The organism is Enterococcus sp. DIV0546, from assembly GCF_051712785.1.
Classification (GTDB): Bacteria; Bacillota; Bacilli; order Lactobacillales; family Enterococcaceae; genus Enterococcus; species Enterococcus faecalis.
This window is the reverse complement of the sequence record NZ_JBIOPO010000001.1, coordinates 2,035,146-2,052,601: the sequence shown is the minus strand read 5'-3', so window position 1 is coordinate 2,052,601 and position 17,456 is coordinate 2,035,146. Positions and strand designations below refer to the sequence as shown.

Here is a 17,456-nt window from a genome sequence, read left to right as displayed (position 1 = left end):
AACAACTAAGATATATATTGTATAATACAATAAAGAATACTTTTGTTCAATATATTAAACTTTTGGATGATAAAAAGAAACAGAAGGAGCAACTATTTTGGAGATTAATACAATTATTGGCAATAATTTAAAAAAAATTAGACAAGAAAAAAAACTTACGTTAGATGAACTAGCTGGGATAACCGGAGTGAGTAAAGGGATGCTTTCGCAGATTGAAAAAGGAACCACCAATCCTACCATAAATACAATTTGGAAAATAAGTAATGGACTCAATGTTCCGTATACGTATTTATTAGAAGATGACTATGTTAAAGAAAATCCCGTGGTAAAAAAAACTGAGACGGTAACACAACATTCTGAAGATCACTCCTATCGAGTCTTTAATTACTACTCAGACAACCAGGAAAGAAATTTTGAACTCTTTCAGTTTGAATTAGATCCAGGGAAAAAGTATCAAGCTGTTGGGCATTCAAAACGTTCGACAGAATATGTCATGGTTATTCAAGGAACATTAGCTATTGAAGTGGGCGGTCAGAGATATCTTCTTCCAAAAGACGCTGCTATGTATTTTGGTGCTAATCAAGTACACACGTATATAAATGACGGAACAGAGAAAGTCCAAGCAGTCGTCATTAACTATTATACGTAACAGTGGAAAATAGACATTAGGAAATTGCTACATCTGTTATTTTATGGACAAAAAAAGTAAACAATGCTACCCTAAAAATAATAGAAAATGAAAGATAAAAGAAGAGGTCAAAATGAATAAAAAAATTGAAAGTCTTGGTAATACAGCATTAAGTTTACTAAGTAATACGATTATTGTTGTGCCTTATTTACTTTACATTCAATTGAGTGATGGACACAACCTTCTAACAATTTTACCATTTGTCTTATTTTATACATTGCGTATGACAGGCATTTTTCTGGTTCGAGGAATTAATTTGTCTTTGACTAGTCTAGGTCTACTAAAGATTTCTCTATTGTTAGGCTTGGCAGGCTCCTTAATTGGGATCGCCGGCGCTTTTTCTTTCCCACTTTATAGTATTTCAGGAATGTTGTTAGGACTTAGTGGGGCGTTGTTGCCACCAAGTAATCAATCAATTCGCTTTTTCTTGAAAGAAGAAGGTCAAAAAATCAGTCATAGCAATCTTTTAACGACAGTCTTATTGACCGCTGTTTTATTTGGCGCTTTATTTTTTAAAGCGACTGAGATTGGACTGGCGTTATTGGTGTACGCGCTCTATTTTCTGGTTGCTTTAGTAGCAATCAAGAGCTATCCTGTTTCATTAAACGAGCTAGAAGAAGAATCAGCAGAAGTTTCACGAAAAGAATTAATTCTGTTTGTTATCTTTTTTGTGTTATTACTTTTATTAAGAAGTGGTCGCTTATTAACGAATGCGGTGGAATTTGATTATGCGATTGTTGGCGCCTGCTGTTTCTTTGTGGTGGCTGTCCTTTTCGTTAGTCATTATGGCAAACGGGGCGCATATAAAGTATCATTAGAAATGAATCTTGCGACCTTGATTAACGGGATTGTCGGGAACTATTTATTTTTATTTGGTTCCATTTATGTTGCAGGGGTTTATGGCAGAGCTCATATGGGCATCTATCTCTATTTACCTTATGTTTTAGGGATGATTTTTGCAATGATTGCAGCTAGTAAAACGAAACAATGGTCAAACAACATACCAATGGTTGGTCTGGCGGGAAGTTTGGGAATATTACTTCTTACCTCGTGGACTATTTTAGGCCTGTTTCTCTTGAGTTTTTTCAAAAGCACATTGAACAGCTTTTTAGCTAGGCGATATTATCAAGAGACAGATTTGCCAAAAGATAGCCGCATCCTTATCAAATATACAACACAAACAAAAGGGAGTTTATTCCATCAATTTATTTTGATGGCGCTTATGTTAGTCACTGTAGTAGGCAAAGGTGGCACGACACAATTTTTATTAGAATTGACTGGCGGCAAAGGCATTTCAATGCAAACAAGTCAATTTTTAACTTTCATTAAAAATAGTAACTCGCTCTTAGTGTTATTGTTTATTGCAGTTTATTTCGTGGTCGTTTTTCGCCAAAAGAAACGATAATTTACAAATATTCATAAAAAAATACTTGGAAAAACAGTGATTGTGGCTGATTTTCCAAGTATTTTTTTATGAAAAGCTGTTTTTTTTTTTCGAAGATTCAAAAAAAATTAATCAATTGTTTCATTTTTAACAAGCTATTATTAGGTTATATGAATTTTATTGAAAGGGGATTAGTATGAAGAAAAAAACTTTTTCTTTTGTGATGTTGAGTATACTTCTCGCACAAAATTTCGGGTTTGCCGTAAATGCCTATGCTGTAACAACGACAGAAGCACAAACAGAGACCACTGATACAGCAAAAAAAGAGGCAGAGTTATCGAACTCAACACCATCTTTACCTTTAGCAACAACGACTACTTCAGAAATGAATCAACCAACTGCAACAACTGAATCGCAAACCACAGAGGCGAGCACAACAGCTTCCAGTGGTGCTACACCATCTGAACAACAAACAACGGAGGACAAGGACACCTCACTTAATGAAAAAGCCCTACCAGATGTTCAAGCGCCAATTACAGATGAACTACTTGACAGTATGAGTCTTGCGCCGATTGGTGGAACAGAATACAGCCAAACAGAGGTTCACCGCGAATTAAATACAACACCGGTAACCGCTACGTTCCAATTTGCTGTTGGAAACACAGGTTATGCACCTGGATCAGTTTATACAGTTCAATTACCAGAACATTTAGGTTATTCAACTGTTAGCGGAGATGTGACGGGCATTGGCGCAACTTGGGCAGTCGATGCGGCAACCAAAACATTAAGTATTACGTTTAATCAACGAGTTTCAGATACTTCCTTTAAAGTAGAACTAAAAAGTTATCTAACAACAGAGGCGGAACCATTAATCAAAATTGAAACTCCAGGAAAAAATAAAAAAACCTACTCGTTTGATTTATATGAACAAGTGGAACCAATTCAATATAACGAACGAACCAGAACGACAGGGTTAGATGGCGAAATTTTTTATAATTTAGACCGGACATTAACTGGCAATCAAACATTAGAATTATTAACAACAGAGACGCCAGGCGCTGTCTTTGGAAAACAAGATAACTTGGAACCTCAAGTTTTCAGTTACGATGTCGACATTAATGGTCAAATTTTACCAGAAACGCAAACCTTGTTAACACCTGGCAAAGATTATACATTAAGCGATAATTCACTCGGGCGGATTGCTGTAACTGTTCCAAACATGAATCAACAAAAAGCCTATTCCTTATCGATTAATCGGACAATTTATTTAGAGAGTGCTTCGGACTATAACTACTTATATTCACAGCAGTATCCAACAACAAAAATTGGGTCAATTTCTTTGAAAAGTACGACAGGAACTAAACAAACAACCGATTTTACTGCTAAGACGAGTCAAACAAGTAAAGTAATTGCTGATCGTGAAATGCGTAGTATGTCCTATATCAGTTTTCAAAGCAAAGGGAAATATTATGTAACAATTTATGGCACATTAACAGAAACAAAAGTGGGTCAACAAATCGTATTAGAGAGTACAAATGGTCAAGAAATTAAGAATCCTAAATTTACGGCGTATGGTCCTTTATATGAAAATGTAAAATTGGAAGACTATTTTGATATTAAAACTGAAGGTGGCAAGCTTACCTTGACGGCCACAAAAGATAGCTATTTAAGAATAAATATTTCTGATTTAACAATGGATTTTGACAAGAAGGACATTAATCTATCATTAAGTACACCTGTAATTGGTCCCAATAAAGCCATTCAATTAGTATCCGATCAATATATTGAACCAATTAGTGTTGTTAATCCTTTGAATGCTGAAACTGCTTGGGGTAATTATGATCAAAATGGTGCCTATTCATCAAGAACAACTGTCTCAGTTATGGGAAGCAAAGAGACACCGATTCAAAATTTAGAAATTAAAGTAAAGCATCCTAATTATCTTTCATTACGAGCTACAAAAGAAATTTATTTTTATTACAAGTTAGGAACGGATTATACAGTAACGCCAACGTCAGATGGTTCAGTTATTAAGTTCACTACGCCAATAACCAACGAAATCCAAATTCCAATAGGTTTTAATTACGTGCCAGATAGTTTGCCAAAAGATAAAAGTATCCCAGTCGATACGATACCGATAACAATGAGTGCTGAAGGTTTAACTCCAGTTGATACGACAGTAACTACTAATAGTAAGCGTGGTTCTGAACGAACACTTCAAAGTAGTAAAAATCAATTCCTTGTCAATGCACGAAATGATTCTTTTGACTCACTAAGCGTCCGTACAAAAATTCCAGCTGGCGCCGATGTTCTTTTTGACATTTATGATGTTTCAAACGATCAGGTAGATTCAATTTATCCACAATACTGGGATCGTGGCTATTATTTTGATAAACCAATGTCACCAGACAGTCCTGGATACCCAACGATTACTTTTGACGAAAATACCAATAGTTACACGTTTGATTTTGGAAAAACCAACAAACGTTACATTATTGAGTATAAAAACGCCAATGGCTGGATCGACGTGCCAACTCTTTATATAACAGGGACAGCGAAAGAACCACAATCGAATAATAATGAAGGGTCTGCTTCGGTTTCTGTTCAAAATGAAGCGTTAGACATTTTGAGTGCAACACAAGCGGCGAATCCAACATTAAAAAATGTAACAAAAACAACAGTAACAACAAAAAATATTGATAATAAAACACATCGTGTGAAAAATCCAACGATTGAATTAACACCAAAAGGCACAACCAATGCTCAAATCGATTTGAATTCTATTACCGTGAAAGGCGTGCCAGAAGATGCTTATTCATTAGAGAAGACTACAAACGGTGCGAAAATTATTTTTAAAGACTATACATTGACAGAAAACATTACGATTGAATACAATACTGTCTCTGCAAACGCTGGCCAAATCTATACAGAAACAACAATCGACTCTGAAACATTGAATCAGATGTCTGCTAGCAAGAAAAAAGTCGCCACTGCGCCAATCACATTGAAATTCTCAGAAGGCGATGCAGAAGGTATTGTTTATTTAGCAACTGCCACATTCTATACGCATAACATAGAGGATGAAAACCAAGCAATTGCGAAGGTTTCTTTTGAACTAATTGATAATGTCACGCATACAGCAACCGAATTTACAACAGATGAAAAAGGTCAATACTCCTTTGATGCTATCATGACAGGTGATTATACTTTGCGAGTAACGAATGTACCGCAGGAATATTCCGTGGATGAAGAGTATTTGACAGGAAAAGCCATTAAGCTGGTCAAAGGAGACAATCAACTAAAAATTCCATTAACGAAAACAATTGATCACAGTCGTTTACAAGTCAAAGATACAACGATTTATGTCGGTGATTCATGGAAACCAGAAGAGAACTTTGTTTCAGCGACAGATAAAACAGGTCAAGACGTTCCCTTCGAAAAAATCACTGTTTCAGGTCAAGTTGATAACACCAAAGCAGGCGTTTATCCAATCGTATACAGTTACGAAGGTAAAGAAGAAACAGCCCATGTGACCGTCAAACCCGACCAATCTAAGTTAAAGGTCAAAGATTCAACGATTTATGTCGGCGATAAATGGAAACCTGAAGATAATTTCGTTTCAGCAACAGAAAAAACAGGTCAAGATGTCCCGTTTGAAAAAATTGACGTTCAGGGAACAGTGAATGTTGATAAAATAGGCGATTATGAAATTGTCTATAAAAATGGCACAAAAGAAGCGAAAGCAATCGTTCATGTCCGTGATGATAGTCGTTTACAAGTCAAAGATTCAACGATTTATGTCGGCGATTCATGGAAACCAGAAGAGAACTTTGTTTCAGCGACAGATAAAACAGGTCAAGATGTCCCATTCGAAAAAATCACTGTTTCAGGTCAAGTTGATACTAGCAAAGCAGGCGTTTATCCAATCGTATACAGTTACGAAGGTAAAGAAGAAACAGCTAATGTGACTGTCAAACCCGACCAATCTAAGTTAGAGGTCAGAGATACAACGATTTATGTCGGCGATAAATGGAAACCAGAAGATAATTTCGTTTCAGCGACAGATCGTGACGGTCATGCTATATCCTTTGATAAAGTTCAAGTGAAAGGGAAAGTTGATACAAAGAAAACAGGAGAGTACCAGATTTCCTATACCACTGAGCCAGTTAATGAAACCAAACCAGCTGTGCAGTCACGACTTTTCTCAATGTTTTCAAACGAGACACCTCGTCAATTGACGACAGTAGCAACTGTTCATGTGATTGATCGTAATCCTACACCACTACCAGATAAAAATGAGCACAACCAGACTAGTTCCTCAACGAATCAAACCACGATAAAACGTAGTCAGTATGTCACACACATTGTGAAACCTGACAAGCAAGGACGTTATCCAAAAACGGGAGAACAAACTAATGGTCTATATCGTGTGCTAGGACTTGTTGTGTTACTTATTGTGATTATTAGTGGTATAGTCATCAAGAAGAAACGAAAATAATTAAATGAGCGTGGGGCAAAAGTTTAAAGTGACTTTTGTTCCACGCTTAAAAGATGAATAAGTGCATGAATGAGGGTAGCTGTTTCCTTGGAAAATAGGAAGTTTTACAAGTTACTTAGTTTAAGAACACCTATTAGCAGGTTTTTCTGTTAAGATAGTTGTTTTTATGAAATAGTTTGGAGGAATAATAAACGAGATGAACCAGCGAACTATTTATTATGGTAGTATCGGCACAGCCTTATTTCTTTCTTCAGGAATGTTAATTGCTTCAGTGAATAGCTATGCAAACGAAGTGACAACACCAGGCAAATACACCGTGACTTATGAAGTGGATGGCAAAATTGAAACAGCAACCATTACGGTCAAAGAAAATCAAACGGAACTTAAATTAAAAGACACGTTTTTAGGAGTTAATCAAGCATGGTCACCCTTAGACAATGTCGTTTTTCTAAAAGATAAAGAGGGTCGCCCTTTAAATTTAGAAAATGTAATTATAGAAAATAATGTAAATACTCAAAAAGTAGGCCTTTATTTTGTAACCTTCCGTTACGAGTCATACCTTTCTATTGCGAAGGTGTATGTCAACCCTACTAATTTTGCTGCAGAGGGGAATATGCTTGCAGAGCTTCCTTATAGTCAAGCAATGATTGGCCCAGAAAGACCAATTATTGCCTCGAGACAGGACAAGGAGCAACAAACAAAACAGGAGAAAAAGAAAAATAAAATTGAACAGGAACGAGTAAATAAAAAGGTGCTGTTAAATGATGAGTTGTTGAAAAAAATAGATACGATAGCCCCAGTGGAAATTACTGGAGGAGCGGCAAGTGGGTCCTCTCAATTTGGCACCACTTTAAGCTTCCTGTCAGGCTCACTTTTGTATGGAACAAGGAGAGTTTAAATGGAATTCTTGTTATTAGATGATCGGGAAAATTTAAAATTAGCGATTATTAGAAAGTTAGAGCAACAATATTCATTTTCTGAACGAAAAGATCGTTTATGTAAGCAATTAGCTATTTCTCCTTATTTGCTAGAACGGAACATAACAGAAATCAATGCAGATTTGCAACGCTTTGGTCTGATTAATGAGATGGAAATCAGTGAAAAAAATAATGAAATTTTGTTATCTCAAAGCCTTCGTATTTCTTCAAGTATTATTGAAGAATATTATTTAAAAGACTCTTTAGAATTTAATCTATTAAAAACGATTTTCTTTCATCAGTTTACCTCAATCAAAAAATATGGTGAAAAGCACGGGATGAGTCGAACGGTTGTATACAAAATTGTTGACCATATCCGGAAAGAATTAGGTCAATACGGTATTAAGTTATCCAAAAATTTACAACTTAGCGGCAATGAAATGGCGATTAGACAATATTTTACTATGCTCTATTACCGAATTTACAAAGATTCTGAAGAATTATATAATCAAACAGATCTTCGCGCAGTGAACCAATTATTGGCTCAATTGAAAGGCTCTTATGAAAATATCACTAATTTTCATTTATTTAAACATTATGTATTGGTGGCGTTAGAACGAACGCAAAGAAAAGCTAATTATTTTTTATCCCAAGAAGAAAATCCATTCGTTTTTGACGAAGAAAGTTCGATTTATCAAGAAATTCAATGTTGGATCAACGAAGTGATGAAGGCGACTCATGCAGAGAAAAACGCAGAAATTCAAGGAATTATCGGTAATTTATCGGTCTATCAAAGTGAACTTATTTCGGAACATTTGTTGAGTTCTCACAATGAGGCAATTACGGCTACGAAAACATTATTCTTTTCTTATATGCCGTTTACAATTTCGGACGAAGAATTTTATCAAGAAATTGTTCCGATTATTTATCAACATCGTTTTATTACACCGTTCATCGATATCACCTTACGAATTATGGATTTAGAATTTTTTCAGGAACGCTACCCAATTGTTTTTAATAGCTGTCGTCAGTTTTTATTTGCGTTGGATTGCTCGGCGTTTGAGTTTAGTAAGCTTTCTTTATTTTTTGATTTGCTATTAGTGTTATCCCGTCTTTATGACCAAAGGAATGAAAAAAGCACGATCAATCTTTATGTGAATTTTACGCAAGGAGAAAAATATACTCAGTTTATCAAAGAACAAATCAAAATATTCGAATCTTTCAGCATTCACTTTCATTCAGCGATTCGACCAGATACTGATTTAGTAGTTTCGGATTATTTACCAAAAACGTTATTTTCAGTAAAATGTTTAATTTGGCTAGCGCCCCCGCGAGCTAGTGACTGGCAAAATTTTGGCAACGAAATTGTCCGAATTAATAAAGAGCTACAACAAACGAAACAAAGAAAAAGCGAATAAAAACAGTCGCAACGTGTTTTAGTTGCGACCGTTTTTTGGTACTAAATGTTTATAGTAAACTTTCTCATTATCACTGATGTGAAAAATTTTAAATAAAAGCCAAATAGGATTGAAGAAAAAGAAAAAATTGCTAGTGAAGGACCAATTCTCTAAAGTTTTTCTCAAATATAGTAGAATTCCTTTCTTTTCTTCTGTGAGAAAGATATAATAAAAAACGTATGAACAAAGGAAAAGGGATGACGAATGAATAGAAAAGAGAAAACAAATTTAGATAGTCGAATTGATTACGGCGTGATATTACCAGTTTTTCTTTTATCACTAATTGGTATGCTATCGCTTTACGTAGCGCTTTACAATGATCCAAGCAAACCTAAAATTGGTAGCTTGTTAATGAAACAAGGACTGTGGTATTTAGTCGGAGGATTAAGTATTGTCATTATTATGCATTTTAGCTCAAAATTACTCTGGCGGTTAACGCCCGTTTTTTATGCACTTGGATTAGTATTAATGGGATTACTACTGAAATTCTATGATCCCGTGCTAGCAGAGCAAACAGGTTCTAAAAACTGGATTCGCTTTGGTGGCACCACATTCCAACCATCGGAATTGATGAAGATTGCGTTTATTTTGATGTTGGCCTATATAGTGACCATGCATAATGTTAAATATGTGGACCGAACACTCAAAAGCGACTTTTGGCTAATCGCTAAAATGCTATTAGTCGCGATTCCGGTAATTGTTTTAGTACTTTTACAAAAAGACTTCGGGACGATGTTAGTTTTCTTAGCCATTTTTGGGGGAGTTTTCTTAATGTCTGGCATTACTTGGAAAATTATTGTGCCCGCCTTTATCATAGCTGCTCTAGTCGGAGCTGGAACCATCTACTTGGTAACAACAGAAACAGGAAGAGACTTATTGTCTAAAATTGGCATTAAAGCTTATCAATTTGATCGGATTGATTTATGGCTAAATCCTTTCCATACAGATCCAGATCGCTCATTCCAACCAGCGCTAGCATTAACAGCAATTGGTTCTGGGGGCCTTTTCGGAAAAGGCTTTAACGTGAGTGATGTGTATGTCCCTGTTCGTGAGTCAGATATGATTTTTACAGTTGTTGGTGAAAACTTTGGCTTTATTGGTGGCTGTTTCATTATTTTGTTGTATTTTATTTTAATCTACCGCATGATTCGCGTTTGTTTTGATACAAATAATGAATTCTATGCCTACATTGCCACAGGAATTATCATGATGATTTTGTTCCATGTTTTTGAAAACATTGGAGCGAATATTGGTTTACTACCATTAACTGGGATTCCATTACCGTTTATTAGTCAAGGTGGTTCTTCCATTTTAGGTAACATGATTGGGGTGGGCTTAATTATGTCCATGCGTTACCAACAAGAAACGGTTCGTACCAGAAGTGGTCGTTAAAGAAAGAAGAAAGAAGGGGTAGAAATGTACACACTTTATGAATATCCTAAATGCTCAACTTGTAAAAAAGCGAAAGCGTGGTTAGACCAACAAGGCGTTAAATACCAAGCAATTGATATTAAAACAACACCGCCTAGTAGTGAACAACTATCAAAATGGATGAAAGAAACCGGCTTGCCTGTTCGTCGTTTTTTTAACACAAGTGGGGTTTTATATAGAGAACAAGGCTTAAAAGATCTTGTTGACAGTTTTTCTATTGAAGAAGCAAGTCAGCGCTTAGCTGCGGATGGCATGTTGATTAAGCGTCCAATTCTCTTAAAAGACAATACATTTCTAACGAATGGTTTTAAAGAAGCAGATTACGAAGGAGTGCTTGGAAAATGAGTGAAATGAAACAAATTGATCAATTATGGATCTTACCAACAGAAGCAGGTTATAAAATTGGTTTAACCGCCGAAGCCCAAGAGGATTTAGGAAAGATTACTTTTGCAACGTTTCCAAAAGTCGGACAAACATTAGCTAAAGGTGACTCTTTAATTGAATTAGAAGCAGAAAAAGCAGTCAGTGAATTCAGTAGTCCATTATCTGGTAAGGTAGTTGCGATTAATGAAGCGGCTGATCAAGAGCCAAGTGCATTAGATGAAGAAAATGCCTGGATTGCTGTTTTAGCAGATGTTGAACCAACAGAATTTGAAAATCTTTAGTCTTACGTTGACAAGGCCAATGTTTATTGCTATAATTTTCTCAATCTAATCAAAAGAAAGCTTTGAAAAGAAGAGTACATGTTAAGGACGTTTGAAGAGAGCCCTGTTTGCTGAGAATGGGTAACAGATTTAAGATGGAAGATGGTCTTTGAGCAGAGTAAGTGAGCGAAGCAGTGAACTTACTACGGGGCGCCCGTTACAGCCAACGGTATGCGAAGAATCAAGTACCGTATGAGGTTATTATTGAGAAATAATAGCGAATTAAGGTGGTATCACGAAATGACAAACTTTCGTCCTTTTTGCTGTAATAGCAAAAGGATGGAAGTTTTTTTGTTTTTATTAAGCAAATTCGTTTCATAAAAAGTGAGAAACCTTCAAAATAAGAAAGTAGAATAGAAAGAAGAGGAGAACAAAATGGCATTAATTGAATTACGTCATGTAAAAAAAGAGTTTTCCGGTAAAGCGGGTAAAGTCACAGCTTTAAAAGATATTGATTTAACGGTTGAATCAGGTGATATTTATGGCATTATTGGCTATTCAGGTGCAGGAAAAAGTACGTTGGTTCGCCTATTGAATGGGCTTGAAACACCTACAGAAGGTGAAGTAGAAATTCAAGGACAAGATATTGCATTGCTGCCAAATAAAGAACTACGAAACTTCCGTAAAAAAATTGGGATGATCTTTCAACATTTTAATTTATTATGGTCACGGACGGTCCTAGAAAATATCATGCTCCCATTGGAAATTGCTGGTGTTCCAAAACAAAATCGGAAAAGCCGCGCAGAAGAGTTAATTAAGTTGGTTGGTTTAGAAGGACGGGAAAATGCCTACCCAAGTCAACTCTCTGGTGGGCAAAAGCAACGAGTGGGGATTGCCCGTGCCTTAGCTAACAATCCTGATATTTTGCTTTGTGATGAAGCAACGAGTGCTTTGGATCCGCAGACAACCGATGAAGTGCTAGAATTACTACTAAAAATCAACCAAGAATTAAATTTAACGGTTGTATTAATTACCCATGAAATGCACGTGATTCGTAAAATCTGTAATCGCGTAGCCGTGATGGAATATGGTGAAATTGTTGAAGAAGGTAAAGTAATCGATATTTTCAAAAAGCCTCAAACAGAAATTGCGAAACGCTTTATCCAACAAGAAGCGGATAAAAACATTGAAGAAACGGAACTGGTTGTTGAAGAAATGTTGGAACAATATCCGAATGGAAAAATTGTTCGCCTACTTTTCCACGGCGAACAAGCGAAATTGCCAATTATCTCGCATATTGTCCAAGAATATCAAGTAGAAGTCAGTATTATTCAAGGGAACATTCAGCAAACAAAGCAGGGTGCAGTGGGTTCTCTTTATATTCAATTATTAGGCGAAGAGCAAAATATTCTAGCAGCCATTGAAGGATTACGTAAACTTCGTGTAGAAACAGAGGTGATTGGAAATGAATAATCGTGGCTTAGCAAGTTTCTTTGATTTTTCGCAAATTGATATAAGTAAACTACAAGAAAAAACGATTGAAACACTCTATATGACAGGGATTTCAATCATAGTGGTCGCCATTTTAGGGCTGATTTTAGGACTACTACTTTTTGAAACGTCAGGCAGAAAAGGGATTTTGAGCCGATTACTGTATTGGCTAGTGGCCATTTTTGTAAATATTTTCCGTTCGATTCCGTTTATTATCTTAATCGTTCTGTTAATTCCTTTTACAAAAATTATTTTAGGGAGTATGTCTGGTGTCAAAGGCTCCTTACCAGCATTGATTATTTCCGCAGCACCTTTTTATGCTCGCATGGTCGAAATTGCTTTTCGTGAAGTCGATAAAGGCGTGATTGAAGCAGCCAAAGCAATGGGGGCCAATCGTTTCCAAATAATTTGGAAAGTTCTATTACCAGAAAGTCTGCCAGCGCTTGTTTCTGGCTTAACCGTTACAACCATTTCTTTAGTGGGCTATACTGCAATGGCAGCTGCTATTGGAGCGGGCGGTTTAGGAAGTTTGGCGTATCAAGATGGCTTCCAACGTGGTCAAAATACAGTTACCTTAGTAGCAACGATTTGTATCTTAATTATTGTCTTTGCGATTCAATGGCTTGGGGATACAGTCGCTAAAAAAATAGATAAACGATAAATGGAGGGAATAAGATGAAAAAACGTACATTATGGTCAGTAATTACTGTAGCAGTAGTTGTCTTAGTTTTAGGGGCTTGCGGCAATAAAAAGAGTGATGACTCGGTCTTGAAAGTTGGAGCTTCACCGGTTCCGCATGCAGAGATTTTAGAACATGTAAAACCTTTATTAGAAAAAGAAGGCGTAAAACTAGAAGTGACGACTTATACAGATTACGTGCTACCTAACAAGGCGTTGGAAAGTGGCGATATCGATGCCAACTATTTCCAACATGTGCCGTTCTTTAATGAAGCGGTTAAAGAAAATGATTATGACTTTGCGAATGCAGGTGCGATTCATTTAGAACCAGTTGGGCTTTACTCGAAAAAATACAAATCGTTACAAGAAATTCCTGATGGTTCAACGATTTACGTTAGCTCTTCCGTTTCAGATTGGCCACGCGTATTAACTATCTTAGAAGATGCTGGTTTAATCACGCTGAAAGAAGGGGTAGACCGGACAACTGCTACTTTCGATGATATTGATAAAAATACTAAAAAGTTGAAATTCAATCATGAAAGTGATCCAGCAATTATGACCACTCTTTATGACAATGAAGAAGGGGCTGCGGTTTTAATTAACTCAAACTTTGCCGTGGATCAAGGATTAAATCCGAAAAAAGATGCGATTGCCTTAGAAAAAGAAAGTTCACCTTATGCCAATATTATTGCGGTTCGTAAAGAAGACGAAAACAATGAAAATGTAAAAAAATTAGTCAAAGTGTTACGTAGCAAAGAAGTCCAAGATTGGATTACGAAAAAATGGAACGGTGCCATTGTTCCAGTCAATGAATAAAAAGAAAATGACAATAGAATAAAAACTTGAGGTCGGGACAGGCGTGTTAAGCTTCAAGAAATAAGAAGAAAGTTCTGAAAGATGCTTTTTGTCTCTCAAGGACGTTCAGCTTATTTCCGAAGAAGCTGCTCCTGTCCCGTTGTTTATTTAAAATTTTAGGGCTAGACAGATACATCATGTTGATTTACCTGCCAAGTCTAAGTTTTTTTCTTTTAAAAAAGGACCATAAATGATAAAGTTACAAGGAATTTCTTAATTATCAGGAAAATTCAGGGACTATGCATAGGCATTTGCATTAGTTATTGTTATAATAATTAAGATAGATTTTTTGGAATGGAGGGAAAAAGATGTTACGTTTTTTTCCGCAAAAAAATAAATATGTAGAAGAAGCAAGCCAGTACGCCTTTGATAAAGAAGGCCAAATTCCGCAGCACATTGCCATTATTATGGACGGAAATGGACGGTGGGCACAGAATAGAAGACTGCCGAGAATTGCTGGACATAAAGAAGGCATGGATACGGTTAAAAAAATAACGAAGCATGCTAGTCATTTAGGCGTTAAAGTTTTAACACTTTATGCATTTTCAACGGAAAATTGGAAGAGACCAACAGATGAAGTCAATTTCTTAATGCAATTGCCTGTTGATTTTTTTGATACATTCGTGCCTGAATTAATTAAGGAAAATGTTAAAGTCAATGTAATGGGCTACCAAGAGTTTCTACCAAGCCATACGCAAGATGCTGTTAAGCGGGCCATTGAGCAAACCAAGGACAATACGGGCATGGTTTTGAACTTTGCTTTAAATTATGGGGCGCGTGCGGAGCTACTAACTGCCATGAAACAGATTGCTGCAGAGGTTTCAGAAAAAACATATACGGCAGATGAGATTACAGAAGAAACGATCGCAGATCACTTAATGACTGGCTTTTTACCCACGGAACTTCGTGATCCAGAATTGTTGATTCGAACAAGTGGGGAAGAGAGAATTAGTAATTTCTTGCTATGGCAAATTGCTTATAGCGAGTTGTTTTTTACAAAAGCATTATGGCCTGATTTTTCAGGGGACACTTTAGAAACCGCGATTGCTTCTTTCCAAAATCGTAATCGTCGTTTTGGAGGTCTAAAAGAAACTACAGAAACAGAAGGGAGCGATCCGCAGTGAGACAACGTGTCATCACAGCTATCGTCGCATTAATCATCTTTATTCCAATTATCTGGTATGGTGGTTTTGCAATTGAGATTGCCGCTGTTGCTTTGGCAGTAGTCGGCGTGTACGAGTTATTCCGTATGAAAGGATTAACGTTATTAAGTTTTGAAGGTGTTTTATCAGCATTAGGGGCCGTTTTTTTAGTTATCCCGACAATTAAATGGTTAAACTTTTTGCCGGAAATGCAAACAAATTTCATTTTATTTTATGTCACTGTAATGTTGTTGTTAGGTGCTTCGGTGATTTCTAAAAATACATATACGATTGAAGAAGCTGGCTTTCCAGTTATTGTCAGTTTATATGTAGGGATGGGGTTCCAGAACTTTATTAGTGCCCGTTCCGCAGGTTTTGAAGTCTTGTTATTTGCTTTATTCATTGTCTGGGCAACGGATATTGGTGCATATCTATTTGGACGCCGATTTGGTCGTCATAAATTGATGCCAGATGTTTCACCCAACAAGACAATAGAAGGTGCATTTGGTGGTATTTTATCAGCCGTGGTTGTAGCAGCGTTGTTTTTAGTTTTCACAGCTAATAAAGGGCTATTTCCTTATCCAATGCCGGTGATGCTCGTATTGACGGTTCTATTTTCTATAGTAGGGCAATTCGGTGATTTGGTTGAATCTTCTATCAAACGTCATTATGGCGTGAAAGACTCTGGTAACATCTTGCCAGGACATGGTGGTATTTTAGATCGTTTTGATAGTTTATTATTTGTTTTCCCAATTATGCACTTATGTGGATTATTTTAAATTGATTAACAAAATTTAAAAAAGTATCGTCAAATAAGCAAAAATCCAGAAGAGAGACTCTTCTGGATTTTTGCTGTTTATTGAGATAATGCGTGAAACACTGACAGGGTATGTTTGAGATAAGTTTAATTTTAAACATACGGTGGTTTTACTCTTTAATTGACAATAGCCTTCTCTTTAAAGAGAAGGCTATCTAACGAATCAATATTATTATTTTAAAGTTGGATCAGACTATTTCTAGTATTCAAGTATTTTTCATTTAAGCGATGTATTCCCTACCTCTAATACATCCTTGTATCTCTCTAGACACGCCAGTTTTGAATAAAATCATCAAAACAATTGAATGGTTCGTTTAAAAATATTTTTCGTGTTCTAATTATTATAACATAAAACTCGTCAACTGACCACTAGCTGACGAGTTCATAATTTTTCCAGATAAATAGACAGCCGTTTTCCGCCGACTGTCTAAGATTAAGATAGATTTGTAAAGAAGTGAATAAATGCTTCCTACTATCTCTTTATAACATGAGGAAAAGAAAACTGCAAAAGATAGCTGTGTTTTTTGAAAAAAAGATCAGCTGGTTTCCGCCAGCTGATCATCCGTTGAAAAGAGATATAAAGAAGTGAATAAAGCTTGCTTTACCTCTATTTTATACCATGTTTTGATTCAAATAACTATTCAGTATTAGTTATACTTAAATAATAAATATGTATACGGATATATTGTTTTGAGGTATAGTCATAGAGAAAAGAGGGAACGTTTATGAAAAAATTTTGTTTAAGTTATAGCTCTGGTAAAGATTGTTTATTGGCGATGAATCGATTGGTACAAGCAGGAAATCAGCCAGTTGCGTTAGTGACAACATTAAGTGATGAAATTAATCGTTCTTGGTTTCACGGCATACCAATCTCCGTCTTAGAAGCAGCAGCCGAAGCGTTAGATTTACCACTTGTTATATCACATAACAATGAAACAAATTACACAGAAAAAGTGGTTGAGGCACTGCAGGAAACCAAAAAATTAGGTGCAGAAACGGTTTGTTTTGGCGATATAGATATTGAACAAAATGGTGCTTGGGATCGCCAAGTTGCATTAAGTGCTGGGCTTGAGCCACAATTACCTCTTTGGCAGGAGAATCGCGAAGCACTTGTGAAAGAATTCTTGGCAAAAGGGTACACAGCAATTATCAAAACGGTCAGCAAAGAGGCAGGTATTCCAATAAAATTTTTAGGAGAACCGTTAGATGAAACATTTATCACGTACCTTAAAGAGCATCAATTAGATATTTGCGGAGAAAACGGGGAGTACCATACGTTGGTAATTGACGGCCCGCTATTTAAAAAGAGGCTCAATTATTATGCTTCAGGAATTTATGAAAGTCCTTATGCTTATTCCTTGATTATTGATGCTTAAATGAAAGTAAAAGGACACAAGCTGCCACTTTTTCTAGGGATATGCTATAATTAACTTAAGAAAAGTAGAGAAAGTGAG

Annotated in this window: 14 protein-coding genes and 1 other annotated feature; all 14 genes read left to right on the top strand. The window is 36.2% G+C overall.

Features of this window, described 5'->3' with window-relative positions; translation table 11 throughout:
• The first annotated feature begins 97 nt into the window (after positions 1–97).
• The 14 genes from IGJ24_RS09930 to IGJ24_RS09865 all read left to right on the top strand — a co-directional run bounded on the left by IGJ24_RS09930 (position 98) and on the right by IGJ24_RS09865 (position 17,378).
• Entirely contained in the window at positions 98–649 is a 552-nt protein-coding gene (locus IGJ24_RS09930; RefSeq protein WP_289865640.1) for a helix-turn-helix domain-containing protein, read from the top strand.
• Positions 650–761: 112 nt separating this feature from the next.
• On the top strand, positions 762–2,093 hold the full coding sequence (locus IGJ24_RS09925) for a hypothetical protein (RefSeq protein WP_002407190.1): 1,332 nt from the start codon (positions 762–764) through the stop codon (positions 2,091–2,093).
• A 175-nt stretch (positions 2,094–2,268) separates the two neighbouring features.
• Complete coding sequence (locus tag IGJ24_RS09920) at positions 2,269–6,570, top strand: bacterial Ig-like domain-containing protein (protein WP_289865641.1); 4,302 nt, start codon at positions 2,269–2,271, stop codon at positions 6,568–6,570.
• A 196-nt stretch (positions 6,571–6,766) separates the two neighbouring features.
• On the top strand, positions 6,767–7,468 hold the full coding sequence (locus tag IGJ24_RS09915; protein ID WP_289865642.1) for a bacterial Ig-like domain-containing protein: 702 nt from the start codon (positions 6,767–6,769) through the stop codon (positions 7,466–7,468).
• Entirely contained in the window at positions 7,469–8,905 is a 1,437-nt protein-coding gene (locus tag IGJ24_RS09910; protein ID WP_002380625.1) for a helix-turn-helix domain-containing protein, read from the top strand.
• Positions 8,906–9,148: 243 nt separating this feature from the next.
• Positions 9,149–10,336 (top strand): FtsW/RodA/SpoVE family cell cycle protein, encoded by a 1,188-nt coding sequence (locus tag IGJ24_RS09905; protein ID WP_002367107.1) that lies wholly within the window; start codon positions 9,149–9,151, stop codon positions 10,334–10,336.
• A gap of 24 nt (positions 10,337–10,360) precedes the next feature.
• The gene (locus tag IGJ24_RS09900; RefSeq protein WP_289865643.1) at positions 10,361–10,720 is read left to right on the top strand and encodes an arsenate reductase family protein; all 360 of its coding nucleotides are present in this window, start codon (positions 10,361–10,363) and stop codon (positions 10,718–10,720) included.
• Positions 10,721–10,725: 5 nt separating this feature from the next.
• On the top strand, positions 10,726–11,040 hold the full coding sequence (locus IGJ24_RS09895) for a glycine cleavage system protein H (protein WP_011109554.1): 315 nt from the start codon (positions 10,726–10,728) through the stop codon (positions 11,038–11,040).
• 53 nt (positions 11,041–11,093) lie between these two features.
• Positions 11,094–11,341, top strand: a binding site (T-box leader).
• A 113-nt stretch (positions 11,342–11,454) separates the two neighbouring features.
• On the top strand, positions 11,455–12,492 hold the full coding sequence (locus IGJ24_RS09890; protein ID WP_002364465.1) for a methionine ABC transporter ATP-binding protein: 1,038 nt from the start codon (positions 11,455–11,457) through the stop codon (positions 12,490–12,492).
• Complete coding sequence (locus tag IGJ24_RS09885; RefSeq protein ID WP_002356640.1) at positions 12,485–13,171, top strand: methionine ABC transporter permease; 687 nt, start codon at positions 12,485–12,487, stop codon at positions 13,169–13,171. Before IGJ24_RS09890 ends, IGJ24_RS09885 begins: the two co-directional genes overlap by 8 nt.
• Positions 13,172–13,185: 14 nt before the next feature.
• Positions 13,186–14,004, top strand: coding sequence for a MetQ/NlpA family ABC transporter substrate-binding protein (locus tag IGJ24_RS09880; protein WP_131750163.1), 819 nt, complete (start codon positions 13,186–13,188; stop codon positions 14,002–14,004).
• A 347-nt stretch (positions 14,005–14,351) separates the two neighbouring features.
• The gene (locus tag IGJ24_RS09875) at positions 14,352–15,167 is read left to right on the top strand and encodes an isoprenyl transferase (protein WP_002356646.1); all 816 of its coding nucleotides are present in this window, start codon (positions 14,352–14,354) and stop codon (positions 15,165–15,167) included.
• On the top strand, positions 15,164–15,964 hold the full coding sequence (locus IGJ24_RS09870; protein WP_289865644.1) for a phosphatidate cytidylyltransferase: 801 nt from the start codon (positions 15,164–15,166) through the stop codon (positions 15,962–15,964). The genes IGJ24_RS09875 and IGJ24_RS09870 overlap by 4 nt, the downstream gene beginning before the upstream one ends.
• A 763-nt stretch (positions 15,965–16,727) precedes the next feature.
• Positions 16,728–17,378 (top strand): diphthine--ammonia ligase, encoded by a 651-nt coding sequence (locus tag IGJ24_RS09865; RefSeq protein ID WP_010825430.1) that lies wholly within the window; start codon positions 16,728–16,730, stop codon positions 17,376–17,378.
• Positions 17,379–17,456: the final 78 nt, after the last annotated feature.